Source organism: Acidovorax sp. CCYZU-2555 (assembly GCF_018413525.1).
GTDB lineage: Bacteria > Pseudomonadota > Gammaproteobacteria > Burkholderiales > Burkholderiaceae_C > Comamonas.
In genome coordinates, this window is sequence record NZ_JAHCDD010000070.1 from 15,581 (window position 1) to 32,624 (window position 17,044).

The following is a 17,044-nucleotide window of genomic DNA, read 5'->3' on the forward strand; positions in this document are numbered from 1 at the left end:
GCGGCCCGGCGGCGCCGCCAGCAACCGGCGCCGGGGATTGGCCCCGGCCGGCGCCAGGATACCGCCAGCGAGGGCGCGATCAAGCATTCGGCCGCACCTACAATCGCGCCCACTATGCTGCTCACCCTCTGGCCGCGGAACGCCTTTTTCCGCCATTTTTCGCGCCAGGAAGCGGCGCTGCTCGCGGTCACCGTGCTGTGGGGCGGCACGTTTGTCGTGATGCATGCGGCCATGGCCCACAGCGGGCCGCTGTTCTTTGTCGGCCTGCGCTTTGTGGTCGCGGGGCTGGCGACGATGCTGATCTTTCACCGCCGCATGGCCGGCGTCACACTGGGTGAATTGCTGGCCGGCGGCGCGATCGGCGCCTCGATCTGCGTGGCCTACGCGCTGCTGGGCCACGGCTTGCAAAGCATAGAGGCCAGCAAGTCGGCGTTTCTCACGGCGCTCTATGTGCCGGCCGTGCCGCTGCTGCAGTGGCTGCTCACGGGGCGCACGCCCCATCCCATGGCCTGGCTGGGCATAGGCCTGGCCTTCATCGGCCTGCTGCTGGTCAGCAACCCGGGCAATGCCCAGCTGTTCGCGCTGGGCATAGGCGAAGCCGCCACCATTCTGGGCGCCATCGTGATTGCGCTCGAAATCCTGCTGATCGGCAAATACGCGGGCAAGGTCGACTTCCTGCGCGTCACGGCCATCCAGCTGCTGGTCGCGGGACTGTGCGCGTTTGCGGCCATGCCGCTGATCGGCGAACACATTCCCGCATTCTCCTGGGTGCTCACCTTGAGCGCCGTCGGGCTGGGCCTGGTCAGCGCCTTGATCCATCTGACCATGAACTGGGCCCAGCAGTCGGTGTCGCCGACCAAGGCCACCTTGATCTACGCCACCGACCCGATCTGGGCCGGCATCATAGGCCGCATCGCGGGCGACCGCCTGCCGGCCACGGCGCTGCTGGGCGCGGTGTTCATTGTCGCCGGCATCATCACCAGCGAACTGCGGCCGCGCCGCCTGGCACGCAGCACCGCCACGCCGTGATGCGCGCGCCGGGCGCGCAAATCAGTCGGCCAGAATGCCGGCGTCCTTGATGACCTTGCCCCACTTGACGATTTCGGCCTTGCTGAAGTCGGCGAACTTCTGCGCCGAGCCCGTGTCGACGATGGCGCCGCGCGTGGCGAGCTTGTCCTGCACCTCCTTGCGCGCCAGCACTTTTTGCAGTTCGGCGTTGAGGCGCTGCACCAGCTCGGGCGGCATGTTGCGCGGGCCGACCAGGCCCCACCAGACCGTGGCGTCGAGCTTGGGCCAGCCCAGCGACTGGGTCGTGGGCAGCGCGGGCAGCGTCTCCGTGGGCTTGCTGCCATAGACGGCCAGCGCGCGCAGCGCGCCCGACTGGATATGCGAAATCACTTCCAGCGGATTGATGGACATGAACGAGACCCGGCCGCCTATCAGGTCGGTGATCGCCGGGCTGCCGCCCTTGTACGGGATGTGGATCGCCTTGAGCCCGGTTTCCTGGATCAGCAGTTCGCTGGCCAGATGGCCCGAGCTGCCGTTGCCGGCCGAGCCATACGACAAGTCGCTCTTTTCCTTTTTGCTGGCGTCTATCAGCTCCTTGAGCGATTTGAACGGCGAGTTCGCGGGCACCACGATGACCAGGGGCGCGTAGCCAATCTTGCCTATCGCCGTGAAATCCTCGGCGGGATTGAAGGCGAGCTTCTTGAACAGTGCGCCATTGCTCGCCAGCGTGGGCGAGGCCGTGAGCAGCGTATAGCCGTCGGCCGGCGCCTTGGCCACGGCCGCCATGCCGATATTGGTCGAGGCACCGGGCTTGTTGTCGACGATGACGGTCTGGCCCAGCGCGCCGCCCAGCTCCTGGGCGACGATGCGCGACACGATGTCCACACCGCCGCCGGGCGCGTACGGCACGACGAGCGTGATCGGCTTGCTGGGGAAGTTTTGCGCCAGCGCGGCAAAAGGCAGGGCCGTAAGGGGCCCAAGGGGCGCAAGGGCGATGAATTGGCTGATGCGGCGGCGGCTGAGAAGCGTCACGGGTATTCCTGAAAGGGGTTGCTTGCGGGCAAATCTTATGCCGGGCAAGCCCCCCTCCTGCGCTGTTTTTCTTATAGCTGCTAGCGCAGCCATGCACGCGGATACTCCGCGTTTATACCCTTGACAGTGCCATGCCTCAGGCGCGCTGGAGCTGACTCGCTGCGCGCGCCAGCGCCGTGATGCGCGCCCAGTCGCCCTGGGCCAGCGCCTCGGCGGGCACCAGCCAGGAGCCGCCGACACAGGCCACATTGGCCAGTGCCAAAAACTCCGCGGCGTTGCTGGGCTGAATGCCGCCCGTGGGGCAGAACAGCACATCGCCGAACGGGCCGGCCCAGGCCTTGAGCATGGCGCTGCCGCCCGACTGCAGCGCGGGGAAGAATTTCAGCGCATCGAAACCATCGGCCTGCGCGGCCATGATTTCGCTGGCCGTGGCCACGCCGGGCAGCAGCGCCAGGCCATGGCCACGGCAGGCTTCGCCCAGCGCCGAGGTATAGCCCGGGCTCACCGCAAAGCGCGCGCCCGCGCCCGCGGCAGCCGCGGCATCGGCGCTGCTGCGCACCGTGCCCGCGCCGACCACGGCTTCGGGCACTTCGCGCGCGATGGCTTCTATGCAGGCCAGCGCCTGCGGCGTGCGCAGCGTGACTTCGAGCATGCGGATGCCGCCCGCGACCAGCGCGCGCGCCATGGGCACGGCATGCGCCACGTCGTGCAGCACGATGACCGGAATCACGGGCGCGTCGCGCATCACATCGCGCGCCGTGAACGTGGTGCTGTCTACAGCCATGAGCAGGCTCCCTCTTCCGCGCTGAGCGCATTGCGCCGGAATCCGGCAAACAGTTCACGGCCAAAGCCCAGGGTGTTGTCCAGCGCCTGCTCCGCAGGCATATGCGCCGGCGTACGCGCATTCCATTCGGCGGCGCCGACCAGCACATCGAGCGTGCCGGCGACGGCGTCCAGGCGCACGATATCGCCGTCGAGCACGCGCGCCAGCGGCCCGCCCGCGCAGGCTTCGGGCGACACATGGATCGCCGCCGGCACCTTGCCCGAGGCACCGCTCATGCGGCCGTCGGTGACCAGCGCCACCTGGAAGCCCTTGCCCTGCAGCACGGCCAGCGGCGGCGTGAGCTTGTGCAGCTCGGGCATGCCATTGGCCTGCGGGCCCTGCCAGCGCACCACGCAGACCACATCGCGGTCCAGCTCGCCGGCCTGGAACGCGGCCTGCAGTTCGGCCTGCGAGCCGAACACGCGCGCTGGCGCCTCGATCACATGGCGCTCTTCGGGCACGGCCGAGACCTTGATCACGCTGCGGCCCAGATTGCCGTGCAGCAGCCGCAGGCCGCCCGTGGCGCTGAACGGCGCGCTCACGGGGCGCACCACGCTGTCGTCCAGGCTTGCACCGATGTCCACCCAGTGCAACTGGTGCTCGGCATCGCCCTGGGGCAGGCGCGTGAACTCGCGGATGCCGCCGGCGCGCGCCGTGCGCACGTCGTCGTGCATCAGGCCCGCGTCGAGCAGCTCGCGAATCACATAGCCCGGCCCGCCCGCGGCCTGGAAATGGTTCACATCGGCGCTGCCGTTGGGGTAGACGCGCGCCAGCAGCGGCACCACGGCCGACAGCTCGGAGAAATCGTTCCAGTCGATGGTGATGCCGGCCGCGCGCGCCACCGCGACCCAATGGATCAGATGGTTGGTGGAGCCGCCCGTGGCCAGCAGCGCGACCATGGCGTTGACGATGCAGCGTTCGTCGACGACTTCACCGATAGTCGCGCAGCCCGGCACCAGCAACGTGCGCGCGGCTTCGCGCGTGAGCTCCTGGCGCAGCGCCTGGCCGGGGTTGACGAAAGCCGTTCCCGGCACATGCAGGCCCATGGCTTCGAGCAGCATCTGGTTGCTGTTGGCCGTGCCGTAGAAAGTGCAGGTGCCTTCGCCATGGTAGGCCGCCGATTCTGCGGCCAGCAGCTCCTCGCGCCCGACCAGGCCTTGCGCCGCCTGTTCGCGCACCTTGGCCTTGGCGTTGTTCGACAGGCCCGACGTCATGGGCCCCGCGGGCACGAACACCATGGGCAGATGGCCGAACTGCAGCGCGCCGATCAGCAGACCGGGAACGATCTTGTCGCACACGCCCAGCAGCAGCGCGGAGTCGAATACGTCGTGGCTCAGCGACACGGCCGTGGCCATGGCGATCACGTCGCGGCTGAACAGGCTCAGCTCCATGCCCGGCGTGCCTTGCGTCACGCCGTCGCACATCGCGGGCACGCCGCCCGCGACCTGGGCCGTGGCGCCATGGCGGCGCGCTTCGTCCTTGATCAGATCGGGGTAGTGCTGCAGCGGCGCATGGGCCGACAGCACATCGTTGTAGGCGGTGACGATGCCGATATTGGGCGCGCGCTCGGCGACGATGCGCAGCTTGTCGTTGCCGGGCAGGCCGGCAAACGCGTGGGCGACGTTGGCGCAGCCCAGGCGCTGCGCGCCCGGCGCGCGCTGCGCCATGGCCTGCAGGCGTTGCAGGTAGGCGCCGCGCTCGGGAGCGCTGCGCTCGCGTATGCGGCGCGTGACCGCTTCGACGGTGGCGTTCAGTGTCATTCGTTCTCTCGATGGAACCTGCGGTTCCAGGTGGGGCTTGTCATTATTTGGCTGACGCAGATCCTGATGCGCCCTGGCCTGGGCCGCAGCCCAAGCCAGCCGTATTTACTTCGCGGCGCGGATCTTGGCGAGCTCGTCCTGCGTCTGCTTCCACAGGTCGTTGCCCACGGTGCTGGCCACCGAGGCGTTGACTTGCGTCAGCTTCTCGCGCATGCGGCCGGCTTCGGCGGCCGACAGTTCGTTGACCTGCATACCCTTGGTCTTGAGGTCGGCCAGGGCCTTGGCGGCTTCTTCGCGCGTGTCCTTGCGCTCGAAGTCACGCGCCTTCTTCGCCGCGTCCATCAGCACGGTCTGTTCGGCCTTGCTCAGACCGTCCCACCACTTCTTGCTGACCGAGACGATCCAGGGGCTGTAGACATGGTTGGTCACCGTGAGGTACTTCTGCACTTCGTAGAACTTGCTCGACACCACGGTGTTGAACGGGTTCTCCTGGCCGTCGACGGCCTTGGTCTCGAGCGCCGTGAACAGCTCCGAGAACGGCAGCGGCACGGCATTCGCGCCCAGGGCCTTGAAGCTGTCGAGGAAGACATTGTTCTGCATCACGCGCAGCTTGATGCCGTTCATGTCCTCGAGCTTGGTGACCGGGTGCTTGTTGTTGGTCAGGTTGCGAAAGCCGTTTTCCCAGTAGACCAGGCCCACGATGCCCTTGGGCTCGAGCGTGGCGCGCACCTTGTCGCCCACGGGGCCGTCGAGCAGCGCGTCGGCTTCCCGGGTGTTGTTGATCAGGAAGGGCGTGTCCCACAGCGCCATCTGCGGCGCGACACCGACCAGCGTGGCCGTGGAGCCGACCATCATCTCCTGCGCGCCACCGATCAGCGCCTGCTGCATCTGCGTGTCCGAGCCCAGCGCGGCGTTGCCGATGCCGCGCACCTTCATCTTGCCGCCCGTGGCTTTCTCGACTTCCTTGGCGAACAGGCGCACGGCCCGGCCCTGGTTGGAGTCATCGACCAGGCCGTAGCCGAAGCGCACGATGCGCGGCTTGAAGTCCTGGGCATGAACGGTGCCAACGGCACCGGCCGCCATCATCACGGCGAGTGCGCCGAGGGCCAATTTGATTCGCATGTCTGTCTCCTGGTTGTATGGGGGCCCTGCCCCCGGTTTTGAAAAACGCTCTCAATGCATCCAGCGCAGCGGCGCCAGCACGATCTGCGGGAAGATCACCAGCAGCACGGCCAGAAATACATACGCGATCAGGAAGGGCGTCGTGCCCTTGATCACGGTCTCCATGCGCAGCCTGCCGACGCCGGCGACCACGTTCTGCACCGTTCCCACGGGCGGCGTGATCAGGCCGATACAGCCGACATAGATGAACATGAAGCCGAAGTACACCGGGTCGATGCCGGCCTTGACGGCCAGCGGCGCGCAGACCGGGCCGAAGATCAGGATGGTGGGCGTCAGATCCATGGCCGTGCCCACGACCAGCAGGAACAGCATCATCAGCGCCATGAACAGCATGGGGTCGCCCATCACGCCGGAGAAGCTTTCGGCCAGCAGGTTGGGCAGGTCGGCCAGGGTGATCATGTAGGCGGTCACGGTCGCCGCGCCGCACAGGAACATCACCACCGCCGTCGTCTTGGCCGCGGCCAGGAACACGCCATACAGCTTGCTCCACGTCATCTCACGGTAGACCACCATGGACACGAACAGCGCATACACCGCGGCCACCACGGCGGCTTCGGTGGGCGTGAACACGCCGCCCTTGAGGCCGCCCAGGATGATGACCGGCATCATCATCGCCCAGAAGCTCTTGAGCAAGGTGCTCAGGCGCATGCTCCAGGCCACGCGCTGGCCGCCCGTGAGCTGGTACTTGCGCGCAATCGTCCACCAGGCAACGACCAGGAACACGCCCATGATCAGGCCCGGAACGATGCCCGACAGGAACAGCTTGCTGATCGAGGTATTGGTCGTCACGCCGTAGATCACGAACGGCATGGACGGCGGAATGATGGGCGCAATGATGCCGCCCGACGCCACCAGCCCGGAGCTGTAGCTGTCGGGGTATTTCTGGTCGCGCATCATCGGCAGCAGAATGGTCGCCAGCGCCGCGGTGTCGGCGATCGCCGAGCCGCTCATCGAGGCCAGCAGCACGGCCGCGCCAATCGTCACGAAGCCCAGGCCGCCGCGGATATGGCCGACAAACGCGCTGGCCAGATCGATGATGCGCCGCGACAGGCCGCCGGCATTCATCAGCTCGCCGGCCAGGATGAAGAACGGCACGGCCAGCAGCGGGAAGTTGTCGAAGCCCGCCTGCAGGTTCTGCGCCAGCAGCTGCGTGTCGAAGAAGTCGAGGTGCCACATCAGCGCCACGCCGGTGAGCACCAGCGAATGCGCGATCGGCATGCCGATCACCATGCCGCCGATCAGCACGAACAGGAAAATGAAAGTCACGACCATGTTGCCTGCTCCTTATTCGACGTCGAGGACGCTGCCGTCGGCCGCCGTCAGCGGTGCGCCGCGGCGCACGTCACGCACGGCCACCACCAGCATGCCCAGGGCCAGCACCAGCGTCGCCGAGGCGCCCAGCGCCAGCGGATAGCCCATCACCGTGCTGTAGCTGGCCATGCCGGCCTGCACCTGGGCCCACGAACCCCACAGCAGCATCAGCATGCACACCACCACCAGCGCCTGCGTGAGCATGAACAGCCAGCGGCGCGTCGCGGGATGCACGCGCGAAGTCACCATGTCGAAGCCCAGATGGCTGCATTCGTAGGCGGCGACGATGGAACCTATGGCGACCAGCCAGACGAACAGCAGGCGCGCGACTTCCTCGTACGAGACGATGCTGGTGTTGAACACATAGCGCAGCACGACGTTGACGAACACCGCCACCACCATTCCGGCCAGGGCCGCCACCATGAACAGCTCGGCCAGGCGCTGCAGGCGCGGCTTGGGCTGATCGGGGCTTGTTTCTGCATGCATGGGAATCTCCTTTTTTATGAATGGTTCACGCGGCCGGCGCAACGCGCCAGGCGTTCACGCGGCGCACGATGTCGGCCAGCGGCAGCGTCGCGTCGACCCCCACCACGCCGGCTTCGGCATCGGGGCGTTCGAGCGTGGCGAACTGGTTGGCGACCAGATCGGGCGAGAAGAAATGGCCGGGGCGCTGCTGCACGCGCTGCAAGGCCGTGGCGAAGTCCAGGTCCAGGAACACAAAGCCCACGCCCTGCTCGGGCAAGGCCGCGCGCAGGCAGTCGCGGTACTTGCGCTTGAGGGCCGAGCAGGTCAGCACCACGCCCGCGGCGGGCGTGGCCAGCGCCAGGATCTGCGCCAGGTGCTGCAGCCAGTGGCTGCGGTCGTCGTCGGTCAGCGCGATGCCGGCCTGCATCTTGCGCACGCTTTCGGGCGCATGGTAGGTGTCGCCTTCGTACAGCGTCCAGCCCGTGGCCGCGGCGAGTTGCTGGGCCACGCTGGACTTGCCGCAGCCGGAAACGCCCATGACCACCAGGGCCAGAGGCCCGGGCGGCGGAATTTCCACATGATTTGAATTCGGGATAGCGCTATCCATGGTGCTCATAAAAAAACGAGGTCAAAATTCCCTCGCACAGTGATTTATCGCAAGACGGCATCTGGGGTAAACAGCGATGCCATCCTTGCTTGGATAGCGCTATCATAGGTTCACCGATTTTAGCCAGTCATCAGGACAAACCCTTGACAGAAGCACCGCGTCGTTCGCGCCGCTCCAGCGGCCGCACCACTCTTTCCGACGTCGCCCGGCTCGCGGGCGTGAGCCCCATCACCGTCTCGCGCGCGCTGCGCGGCGAGCGCGGTGTCGATCCGCAGCTGGTGCAAAAAGTCCAGCAGGCCGCCGACAGCCTGGGCTATGTGCCCGACCCCGCGGCGCGCGCGCTGGCCTCGCAGAAAAGCACGCAGGTGCTGGTGCTGGTGCCGCTGCTGTCGAACGCCTTGTTCGTCGACCTGCTCGAAGCCGTGCACCGCACGCTGTTTCCCGAAGGCTACCAGCCGCTGATAGGCGTGACCCACTACGACAGCGCCGAAGAGGAGCTGCTGCTGCGCACCTATCTGCCGCACCGGCCCGCGGGCCTGCTGGTCACGGGCTTCGACCGCAGCGAGACCGCGCGCCAGCTGATCGCCCAGAGCGGCGTGCCCTGCGTGCATCTGATGGAAACCAGCAGCGCGCCTGGCGTGGCCTGCGTCGGTTTTTCGCAGACCGATGCGGGCGCGGCCATCACCCAGCATCTGCTGGACCGCGGCCGGCGGCGCATCGCCTTTTGCGGCGCCCAGCTCGATCCGCGCGTGCTGCAGCGCGCCGAAGGCTACCGCCGCTGCCTGCGCGAAGCCGGCCTCTACGACCCACGCCTCGAGATGCTGAGCCCCGAGCGCTCGTCGATCGCGCTGGGCGCGCGGCTGTTCGAGGAAATGCTGCAGCGCATGCCCGACATCGACGCCATCTTCTTTTGCAACGACGACATCGCCCAGGGCGGGCTGCTGGCCGCCCACCGCCTGGGCGTGCAGGTGCCCGCGCGCATCGCCATGGCCGGTTTCAACGACCTGGCCGGCAGCGACCAGATGGTGCCCGCGCTGACCACCGTGCGCACGCCGCGCAGCGAAGTCGGCCGCGAAGGCGCGAGCATGCTGCTGGCCATGATGCGCGGCAGCGCGGGTGCGCCGGGCAGCATCCAGCTGGGCTACGAGCTGGTGGTGCGCGAAAGCACTTGAGATGCCGTCATGGCGTACTTCAACACGTTAAAAAACCGTTAGCGACGCGCTTGTCGAAGGGCCGGTGTTGGACGGCTCAATGCCTTGCGACGCACTCAGCACGAGCGATCGTGCGCCAGCGACGTCGAGCGCCGCTCGATGATGCGAAAGCCCACATCGACAATCGGCTGCTCGATGGGCGTGCCGTGGCTGCGGTCGATGATCAGCTGGGCCGCGCGCCGGCCAATGGCCGCGCCGTCGACATGCACCGTGGTCAGCGACGGCTGCATGTCGGCCGCGAAATCGGCATTGCCGAAGCCGCAGACGGCCAGGTCTTCGGGAACGCGCAGGCCGCGCGCCTGGGCTTCGGCCAGCACGCCCTGGGCCAGCTGGTCCGAGCTGCAGTAGATCGCCTGCAAGCCCGGATCCTTTTCCAGCAACTCGGTCAGCGCCCTGCGCCCCAGGCCCATGCTGCTGGGCGCGGGCACGACGGCCGTGGGAACGTCGCGGCCCATGGCCGCGAGAAAGCCTTCGCGCCGCAGCCCGCCGCGGTGGTCGTTGCCGGTGGCAATGCCCACGCGTTGCCAGCCCTTCGCCAGAAAATAGCCCGCGATGGCGCTGCCCACCTTCACATGGGAGAAACCGACCAGCATGTCGACCGGACGCTCGCTCAGGTCCCAGGTCTCGACCACGGGAATGCCCACGCGCTGCAGGCGCTCACGCGCGCTGGCCGAATGCACCAGGCCCGTGAAGACGATGCCGTCAGGGCGCCGGCTGATCATGGTGTTGATCAGCGCTTCCTCGTGCGCATGGTCGTAGCCGGTCTGGCCCAGGATCAGCTGATAGCCAGCTTGCGACAGCACATCGGTCAGCGACTGCACCGTGGGCAGGAACTGCGCCACCGAAATCGCCGGCACCAGGCCCGCGACCAGCATGCTGCGCCTGGACTTCAGGCCGCCGGCCAGCAGGTTGGGGATATAGCCCACGGCTTGCGCCGCGGCCTGCACTTTGAGAATCGTCGTGCTGGACACCAGTTTGGGATTGGTCAGCGCGCGCGAAGCGGTGATCAGCGAGACCCCCGCGGTGCGGGCGACATCGTGCAGGGTGGCGGCTTTGAAGGGGACGGGATTGTTCATGGACATGGGCCCGCTCGGCGTGAGCGGCCTGACTACCCGGCTAGTTTACGGCCTGGGCCGGGGCCGCGATGCAATGCAGCCGGCGCGCGTAGCAACGGCCACGACGCCACGACCAGGGAAAACCCCCGGTGCAAAACCATTGACCCGCAAAATGACAACGTTATCATTCTTCTCAGGTTCAATCACTGAAGATTGATTTGCAAAAAATCAAAACCTATTTTTTGTGAATCCATCAACAAGGCCCGCTCTTTTTTTGAACGGGAATGACAACGTTGTCTTTTCTGAAAGCCGCCACCATGACCACCGCCAATTCTTCTCCCGCCAACGCCCCGCTGTCCGCCGACAGCATCGCCTGGGTGCGCGTTTCGTCCTGCTATCTGCCGCTGGCCCATCCGATCAGCGACGCCAAGGTGCTGACCGGCCGCCAAAAGCCCATGACCGAGATCGCCATGCTGTTCGTGGAGATCCAGACCAAGGACGGCCATCACGGCCTGGGCTTCAGCTATTCGAAGCGCGCGGGCGGGCCCGGCCAGTTCGCGCATGCCAAGGAAATCGCACCGGCGCTCCTGGGCGAAGACCCCAACGATATTTCCAAACTGTGGACCAAGCTGCAATGGGCGGGCGCGTCGGTGGGCCGCAGCGGCATGGCGGTGCAGGCCATAGGCGCGTTCGACGTCGCGCTCTATGACCTCAAGGCGCGGCGCGCGGGTCTGTCGCTGTCCAAGCTGCTGGGTTCGCAGCGCGACTGCGTGCGCTGCTACAACACCTCGGGCGGCTTTCTGCACACGCCGCTGGACCAGTTGCTGGTCAACGCCGCGGCTTCGCGCGAGCGTGGCATCGGCGGCATCAAGCTCAAGGTGGGCCAGCCCAACCAGGCGCTCGACGTGCAGCGCGTCGAAGCCGTGCGCAAGCACCTGGGCGACGACATGCCGCTGATGGTCGATGCCAACCAGCAATGGGACCGCCCCAGCGCCCAGCGCATGTGCCGCATCTTCGAGCAGTTCAATCTGGTGTGGATAGAAGAACCGCTGGACGCCTATGACTTCGAAGGCCATGCGGCCCTGGCCGCGCAGTTCGATACGCCCATCGCCACCGGCGAGATGCTGACCTCGGCGGCCGAGCACGCCGAACTGATTCGCCACCGCGCGGCCGACTACCTGATGCCCGACGCGCCGCGCGTGGGCGGCATCACGCCTTTCCTGCGCATCGCCGCCCAGGCCGAGAACGCCGGCTTGGCGCTGGGCCCGCATTTCGCGATGGAGCTGCATGTGCACCTGGGCGCCGTGTATGCGACCGAACCCTGGGTCGAGCATTTCGACTGGCTGGAGCCGCTGTTCAACGAGCGCCTGGAGATCAAGGACGGCCGCATGCTGGTGCCCACGCGCCCCGGTTTGGGCCTGAGCCTGAGCGAGCAGGCCCAGGCCTGGACGCGCGAAGTCGCCGAAGTCGGCAAGCGCCCCTGAGCCCCCGGCCCCGAACGATGACAACAAAGGAGACAAAATGCACTTTTCATTCACTTCCTGCGCCGCGGCCGCGCTGCTGGCGTGCAGCGCCCTGGGCGCAAACGCGGCCGACAAGTTCCCCGCTTCTCCCGTGCGCATGCTGGTCGGCACGCCGGCCGGCGGCACCACCGATGTGGTCGCGCGGCTGATCGCCGTGAAGATGGCCGACACGCTGGGCCAGACCGTGGTGGTCGAGAACAAGCCCGGCGCCAGCGGACTGATCGCCGCCGAAAGCGTGGCCAAGGCGAACGCCGACGGCTACACCATTCTGATGGCGCCGTCGCAGCTCGCCACCTACCGCGCGCTCTATCCCAGCACCACGTTCGACCCCGAAAAGCAGTTGCTGCCGCTGGGTCTGGTCGCGACTTCGCCCTACGTGATGGTGGTCCACCCTTCGCTGCCGGTGAAGACCCTGCCCGAGCTGATCGCCTACGCCAAGGCCAATCCCGGCAAGATCTCCTATGCCGGCTCCACGCCCGGCTCGGCCCAGCATCTGGGGTGGGACATGATCAAGCGCAAGACCGAGACCGACATGCAGTACGTGCCCTACAAAGGCACGAGCGCGCTGATGCCCGATCTGCTGGCCGGGCGTCTGCAGGCCGGCATAGACAACGTCGCCATTCTCACGCCGTACATCAAGAGCGGCCAGTTGCGCGGCATCGCCGTGACCAGCGCCAGCCGGGCCGCGCTACTGCCCGAACTGCCGACGGTCGCGGCCAGCGGCGTGCCGGACTTCCGCGCCATGGGCTGGTTTGGCGTCTTTGTGACCGGCAAGGTGCCGCCCGATGTACTGACCGCCTTGCGCAATGCGGTGCGCAGCGCGGTGGCCGCACCCGACACGCGCGACAAGCTCACGGGCCTGGGCGCCGAGCCCCAGGCGGGCCAGGCCGATGAACTCGCGGCGCTGCTGCACAGCGAATCGACGGTCTGGGGCAAGGTCATCAAGGACGGCAACATCACGCTGCAGTAAACCGCGCCGCGCTCGCGCGCCGGCTCTACCCGGCGCGCTGCGCCAGCGCCGCGCGCAATGCCGCCGAGGCCGCGTACAGCGGCACATAGCCCTTGAGCAGCACCTGGGCGCTGCGCTGGTAGGCGGCCGAGGCGATGCGCAAGGTGTCCCCCTCCATGGAAGCCACCACCGTGGTCGACAGGATTCCCGCGGGGTTCTCGATATCGACCTTGATTTCGCCCAACGTCGATGTCGCGCGCTTGGGCGCAATTTCATGCGCGACCGATCCCGGCACCAGCGTTGCCGCGGCCAGGCAGCAACCGCCCGAGACCGCCAGCGAAGCGTGCACGGTCTGGGGCGTGAAGTAGCGCACGGCGAGATCGGCGCCGCTGCGCGCGGCGCTGACGATGCAGACCTTGGGAATGGTCTCGCTTTGCGCGATGTCGGCCGCGCTCATGAGGCTGCCGTTCTTGCGCCGCAGCTGCATCTTCAAGCCGGCTTCGACCCAGAGGGCCTTGAGGCGCTGCATGAAGTCGGCGTCGGCCGCGAGTTCGCCCACCGACTCCTGCCCGGTCTTGCCAAGATCGGCGGCGTGCACTATGACCATGGGCACGGCCACGTCGACACAGCTCACGCGCACGCCGGCAATCGTGTCGACCGCGCTGCCCGTGGGCAGCAGCGCGCCGGTCTTGGCGCCCGCGGGCTGGTGCAGGAACAGATCGACGCCCGGATGGCGGCCCATCACGCCCGGAATCTCGGCCGTGGCGAAGCCGCCATCGGCTTCGATCACCATGCGCGAAGTCGTCAGCACGCCGGTATTGGTGTTGCGTATCGCGAGTTCGTGGGCGCCGATTGCGGCGTGTTCCACGAGTTCGTTATCGAGCGCCCACAGCTGCAGCGCCGACGACATGTTGCCGCAGTTGACGCTCCAGTCGATGCGGCCGTGGTCGGCGGCGAGCTGGGCCAGCGTGCTGACCAGGCGCGCGCCGGCGTCCGTGCCCTCCATCTGCGCGAAGAAGACCTTGTTGCTGGTCGCCGGGCCGCGGCCCAGGCCCGTGGTCTGCTTGTTGCCCGGGCGCTCGCCCTCCGGAGGAACGCCCATCAGATGGCGCAGCAATTCCTCGCGCAGGCTTTCCTCTTGCGGCGCGGCCGGCTCCCAGATCACCAGGCCGGTCGATGTGCCGCCCCGCATGTAGTGCACGGGAAACTCCCAGGTGTTGTGGCGCAGGCGGGGGAGAAGCATATTGGGCATGGAGAAACCGGAAAACAGGGATGAAAAGGCTCAGGCCTTGGCCAGCGCCGCGGGATTGCAGACATTGGTCGGCGATCCCGCGAAGAAGCTGGCGACGTTCTCGAAGGCCGCGCGAAAGTAGATTTCGTAGCCCTTTTGTTCGACATAGCCCAGATGCGGCGTGGCGACGACATTGTCGGCCGACAGAAACCAGGCGTCTTCGGTCACGGGTTCGGTCTCGAACACATCGAGCGCGGCGTAGCCGGGACGGCCCTGGGCCAGCGCCTGCTGCAATGCGCCCGGCGCCAGCAGTTCCGCACGGCTGGTGTTGACCAGCAGGGCCGAAGACTTCATGGCCTGCAGGTCTTCGAGGGTCACGGTGCCTGTCGTGGCGGCGTTGAGCCGCAGGTGCAGGCTCACGATATCGGCCTGGGCGAAGAAGCTTTGCTTGGAGTCGGCGACGCGGTAGCCGTCGGCCAGCGCCTGGGCGCGGCTGGCTTCGCGGCCCCAGACGACGACGTCCATGCCGAAGGCCTTGCCATAGCCCGCGACGCGCTTGCCCAGCTTGCCGTAGCTCCAGATGCCCAGCGTATCGCCTTGCAGCGAACGGCCCGGCGTGTTGTAGCGTGCGTCCAGCGACGCCGCCTGCCAGCGGCCGGCTTTCATGTGGGCGACATACTGCGGAATCTTGCGGTAGGCGGCCATGATCAGCGCCCAGGTCAGCTCGGCCGGCGCCGTGGGATCGCCCACGCCCTCGGCGATCGCCACGCCCGCATCCGTTGCCGCCTGCACATCGATATGGCCGCTGACCTTGCCGGTCTGCGATATCAGCCGCAGCCGCGGCAGGCGCGCGAGCAGGCTGGCGGTGATTTCCGTGCGCTCGCGTATCAGCACCAGCGCGTCGAAGTCCTGCAGCGCGGCCGCGAGCTGGTCTTCGTTCATGGTCTGCGTGAAAACGGTGACGTCGTGCGCATGCAGCAGCGCATTGCAGTGCAGCTTCTCGACTGCATTCTGGTAATCATCGAGTACGGCAATCTTCATTTTTGTCCCTCCAGCCCATGGTTGGTGTGATGCGCATTATGGAGCGCCGTGGGCGTCACCGCCGTGGGCCTGCGTGGGCCGCAAAGTTGCGCCGCGCCGGTCATGCGCGTGATGGCGGCCGTTCGCAATCGGGGCTCGCGACGCCAATTCAGCGTCCACAGCCGGGTTAGTATCCTGGCTGGCTGATTGCACCCGTTGACGACAGCCACGCCACAACACTACATGGCAGCAGACGACGCACGTCTGCTGCATCAAAAAGGAGACGCCGCATGGCCGACCACACTACCCGTTCACGCCGCCGCTTCATGCGCGACACCGCCGGCGCCATGGCCCTCACGGGCCTCATCGCCGGTCTCGCACCCGCCGTCCAGGCCCAGCCTGCGCCCGCACTCGACGGCCCGCTGCGCATCGTCGTGGGCTATGCGCCGGGCGGCGCCACCGACCGCGTGGCGCGCATCGTCGGCGACAAGCTGGCCGTGCGCCTGGGCGTGCCGGTGATCGTGGAGAACAAGTCGGGCGCGGGCGGGCGCCTCGCGGCCCAGCAGGCCAAGGCCACGCCCGCCAACCAGAACGTGCTGATGCTGGCCAACCCCGCGGTGATGGTGGTCGCGCCCCTGGTGTTCAAGGACAACGGCTACGACGTGGAGCGCGATTTCGTTGCGGTCTCCCACGTCAACAGCTACGACTTCGCCTTGGCGGTAGCGCCCTCGATGCCGGCGCGCAACATCGCCCAGTTGATCGAATGGATGCGCGCCAACCCCAAGCAGGCGAACTTCGGCGTGCCTGCCACGGGCAGCCTGCCGCACTTCTTCGCGCTGATGGCCGGCGAAAAAGCCGGCGTGACGACCCAGGTGATAGGCTACCGCGGCTCGGCGCCGCTGCTCAACGATCTGCTGGGCAACCAGGTGCCGGTCGCGGTCGACACGCTGGACACGGTGCTGGCCCAGCATGAAGCGGGCAAGGTGCGCATCCTGGCGATTTCGGGCGCCCAGCGCTCCACCTTCGCGCCCACCATCCCTACATTCAAGGAAGCCGGCCTCGATCTGGCGGCCACGGGCTGGAACACTTTCTTTGCCCCGGCCAGCATGCCCAAGGACAAGGTCGAACGCCTGGCCAGCGCCATCCATGCGGTGATGCAGGACCCCGAGACCACCAGCCGCTTCAAGGACGCGATGATGGTTCCCGTGGTGAGCACCCAGGCACAGACGGTCAAGATGCTCAAGGCCTACCAGGCGCAATGGGCGCCGGTGGTGCAGCAGTCGGGCTACCAGCCCTGATGTGAGCGCAGGACCGACATGACACGACCCAACATCATCTTCATCGTCGCCGACGACCTCGGCTACGCCGACCTGGGCTGCTACGGCGGCCGGGACGCGGAATTCGGCCCGGTATCGCCGGTGCTGGACCAGCTCGCGGCGCAAGGCCTCAAGCTGACCCAGGGCTACTCGAACTCGCCCGTGTGTTCGCCCACGCGCTTCGCGATGATCACCGGCCGCTACCAGTATCGGCTGCGCGGCGCGGCCGAGGAGCCGATTCGCAGCGACAGCCGCGGCAGCACCACGCTGGGCCTGCCGCCCGAGCACCCCACCCTGCCTTCGCTGCTGCGTGACGGCGGCTACCGCACGGCGCTGATCGGCAAGTGGCACCTGGGCTATCCGCCGCATTTCGGCCCGCTGCGTTCGGGCTACGAAGAGTTCTTCGGCCCGCTGTCGGGCGGCATCGACTATTTCACGCATTGCGATTCGCGCGGCAGCCATGACCTGTGGACCGGCGACGAAAGCGCGCAGACCGAAGGCTATCTCACCGACCTGCTGTCGGATCGCGCCGTCGATTACGTGGCGCGCAT

16 protein-coding genes are annotated in these 17,044 nt (G+C 67.2%); 6 read left to right on the forward strand and 10 right to left on the reverse strand.

What is annotated here, in order from left to right:
* Positions 1 to 114 precede the first annotated feature (114 nt).
* On the forward strand, positions 115 to 1,029 hold the full coding sequence (locus tag KHY18_RS20975) for a DMT family transporter (protein ID WP_213304400.1): 915 nt from the start codon (positions 115 to 117) through the stop codon (positions 1,027 to 1,029).
* Positions 1,030 to 1,050: 21 nt separating this feature from the next.
* On the opposite strand, the gene KHY18_RS20980 is transcribed toward KHY18_RS20975, so the two are convergent.
* The 7 genes from KHY18_RS20980 to KHY18_RS21010 all read right to left on the reverse strand — a co-directional run bounded on the left by KHY18_RS20980 (position 1,051) and on the right by KHY18_RS21010 (position 8,188).
* Entirely contained in the window at positions 1,051 to 2,040 is a 990-nt protein-coding gene (locus tag KHY18_RS20980) for a Bug family tripartite tricarboxylate transporter substrate binding protein (protein ID WP_349630322.1), read from the reverse strand.
* A gap of 136 nt (positions 2,041 to 2,176) precedes the next feature.
* Complete coding sequence (gene eda / locus KHY18_RS20985; protein WP_213304406.1) at positions 2,177 to 2,824, reverse strand: bifunctional 4-hydroxy-2-oxoglutarate aldolase/2-dehydro-3-deoxy-phosphogluconate aldolase; 648 nt, start codon at positions 2,822 to 2,824, stop codon at positions 2,177 to 2,179.
* The gene (gene edd / locus KHY18_RS20990) at positions 2,815 to 4,623 is read right to left on the reverse strand and encodes a phosphogluconate dehydratase (RefSeq protein ID WP_213304409.1); all 1,809 of its coding nucleotides are present in this window, start codon (positions 4,621 to 4,623) and stop codon (positions 2,815 to 2,817) included. Before edd ends, eda begins: the two co-directional genes overlap by 10 nt.
* 105 nt (positions 4,624 to 4,728) lie before the next feature.
* Positions 4,729 to 5,745 (reverse strand): TRAP transporter substrate-binding protein, encoded by a 1,017-nt coding sequence (locus tag KHY18_RS20995; RefSeq protein ID WP_213304412.1) that lies wholly within the window; start codon positions 5,743 to 5,745, stop codon positions 4,729 to 4,731.
* A 51-nt stretch (positions 5,746 to 5,796) separates the two neighbouring features.
* Entirely contained in the window at positions 5,797 to 7,077 is a 1,281-nt protein-coding gene (locus tag KHY18_RS21000; RefSeq protein ID WP_213304415.1) for a TRAP transporter large permease, read from the reverse strand.
* A gap of 12 nt (positions 7,078 to 7,089) precedes the next feature.
* Positions 7,090 to 7,602 carry a TRAP transporter small permease gene (locus tag KHY18_RS21005; RefSeq protein ID WP_213304418.1) on the reverse strand — a complete coding sequence of 171 codons (513 nt, stop codon included), beginning with the start codon at positions 7,600 to 7,602 and terminating at the stop codon, positions 7,090 to 7,092.
* A 25-nt stretch (positions 7,603 to 7,627) separates the two neighbouring features.
* Complete coding sequence (locus tag KHY18_RS21010; RefSeq protein WP_502769374.1) at positions 7,628 to 8,188, reverse strand: gluconokinase; 561 nt, start codon at positions 8,186 to 8,188, stop codon at positions 7,628 to 7,630.
* A gap of 143 nt (positions 8,189 to 8,331) precedes the next feature.
* On the opposite strand from KHY18_RS21010, the gene gntR reads away from it, so the two are divergent.
* Entirely contained in the window at positions 8,332 to 9,360 is a 1,029-nt protein-coding gene (gene gntR, locus KHY18_RS21015) for an HTH-type transcriptional regulator GntR (protein WP_213304421.1), read from the forward strand.
* 95 nt (positions 9,361 to 9,455) lie between these two features.
* Here the strand turns inward: gntR and KHY18_RS21020 are convergent, their stop codons facing one another.
* Complete coding sequence (locus tag KHY18_RS21020) at positions 9,456 to 10,475, reverse strand: LacI family DNA-binding transcriptional regulator (protein ID WP_213304424.1); 1,020 nt, start codon at positions 10,473 to 10,475, stop codon at positions 9,456 to 9,458.
* Positions 10,476 to 10,771: 296 nt separating this feature from the next.
* Between KHY18_RS21020 and KHY18_RS21025 the strand changes: the two genes are divergently transcribed.
* Together KHY18_RS21025 and KHY18_RS21030 are read left to right on the forward strand one after the other, a co-directional pair.
* Positions 10,772 to 11,938, forward strand: a complete 1,167-nt coding sequence (locus tag KHY18_RS21025) for an L-talarate/galactarate dehydratase (protein WP_213304427.1) — start codon at positions 10,772 to 10,774, stop codon at positions 11,936 to 11,938.
* Positions 11,939 to 11,975: 37 nt separating this feature from the next.
* Positions 11,976 to 12,947 (forward strand): Bug family tripartite tricarboxylate transporter substrate binding protein, encoded by a 972-nt coding sequence (locus KHY18_RS21030; protein WP_213304430.1) that lies wholly within the window; start codon positions 11,976 to 11,978, stop codon positions 12,945 to 12,947.
* A gap of 25 nt (positions 12,948 to 12,972) precedes the next feature.
* On the opposite strand, the gene KHY18_RS21035 is transcribed toward KHY18_RS21030, so the two are convergent.
* The gene (locus KHY18_RS21035; RefSeq protein WP_249729271.1) at positions 12,973 to 14,169 is read right to left on the reverse strand and encodes a PrpF domain-containing protein; all 1,197 of its coding nucleotides are present in this window, start codon (positions 14,167 to 14,169) and stop codon (positions 12,973 to 12,975) included.
* A 39-nt stretch (positions 14,170 to 14,208) separates the two neighbouring features.
* Entirely contained in the window at positions 14,209 to 15,198 is a 990-nt protein-coding gene (locus KHY18_RS21040; RefSeq protein ID WP_213304436.1) for a D-2-hydroxyacid dehydrogenase family protein, read from the reverse strand.
* A gap of 326 nt (positions 15,199 to 15,524) precedes the next feature.
* Between KHY18_RS21040 and KHY18_RS21045 the strand changes: the two genes are divergently transcribed.
* Positions 15,525 to 16,475: a tripartite tricarboxylate transporter substrate-binding protein gene (locus tag KHY18_RS21045; RefSeq protein ID WP_249729273.1), complete on the forward strand. Its 951-nt coding sequence runs from the start codon at positions 15,525 to 15,527 to the stop codon at positions 16,473 to 16,475.
* 18 nt (positions 16,476 to 16,493) lie between these two features.
* A partial coding sequence (locus KHY18_RS21050) for a sulfatase-like hydrolase/transferase (RefSeq protein ID WP_213304438.1) occupies positions 16,494 to 17,044 on the forward strand: 551 nt, incomplete at its 3' end.

Bases quoted from the DNA above. Each gene is read 5' to 3' on its own strand.
- KHY18_RS20975 (WP_213304400.1), top strand. From the start codon at position 115: ATGCTGCTCACCCTCTGGCCGCGGAACGCCTTTTTCCGCCATTTTTCG.
- eda (WP_213304406.1), bottom strand. From the start codon at position 2,824: ATGGCTGTAGACAGCACCACGTTCACGGCGCGCGATGTGATGCGCGAC.
- edd (WP_213304409.1), bottom strand. From the start codon at position 4,623: ATGACACTGAACGCCACCGTCGAAGCGGTCACGCGCCGCATACGCGAG.
- KHY18_RS20995 (WP_213304412.1), bottom strand. From the start codon at position 5,745: ATGCGAATCAAATTGGCCCTCGGCGCACTCGCCGTGATGATGGCGGCC.
- KHY18_RS21000 (WP_213304415.1), bottom strand. From the start codon at position 7,077: ATGGTCGTGACTTTCATTTTCCTGTTCGTGCTGATCGGCGGCATGGTG.
- KHY18_RS21005 (WP_213304418.1), bottom strand. From the start codon at position 7,602: ATGCATGCAGAAACAAGCCCCGATCAGCCCAAGCCGCGCCTGCAGCGC.
- KHY18_RS21010 (WP_502769374.1), bottom strand. From the start codon at position 8,188: ATGGATAGCGCTATCCCGAATTCAAATCATGTGGAAATTCCGCCGCCC.
- KHY18_RS21020 (WP_213304424.1), bottom strand. From the start codon at position 10,475: ATGAACAATCCCGTCCCCTTCAAAGCCGCCACCCTGCACGATGTCGCC.
- KHY18_RS21025 (WP_213304427.1), top strand. From the start codon at position 10,772: ATGACCACCGCCAATTCTTCTCCCGCCAACGCCCCGCTGTCCGCCGAC.
- KHY18_RS21030 (WP_213304430.1), top strand. From the start codon at position 11,976: ATGCACTTTTCATTCACTTCCTGCGCCGCGGCCGCGCTGCTGGCGTGC.
- KHY18_RS21035 (WP_249729271.1), bottom strand. From the start codon at position 14,169: ATGCTTCTCCCCCGCCTGCGCCACAACACCTGGGAGTTTCCCGTGCAC.
- KHY18_RS21040 (WP_213304436.1), bottom strand. From the start codon at position 15,198: ATGAAGATTGCCGTACTCGATGATTACCAGAATGCAGTCGAGAAGCTG.
- KHY18_RS21045 (WP_249729273.1), top strand. From the start codon at position 15,525: ATGGCCCTCACGGGCCTCATCGCCGGTCTCGCACCCGCCGTCCAGGCC.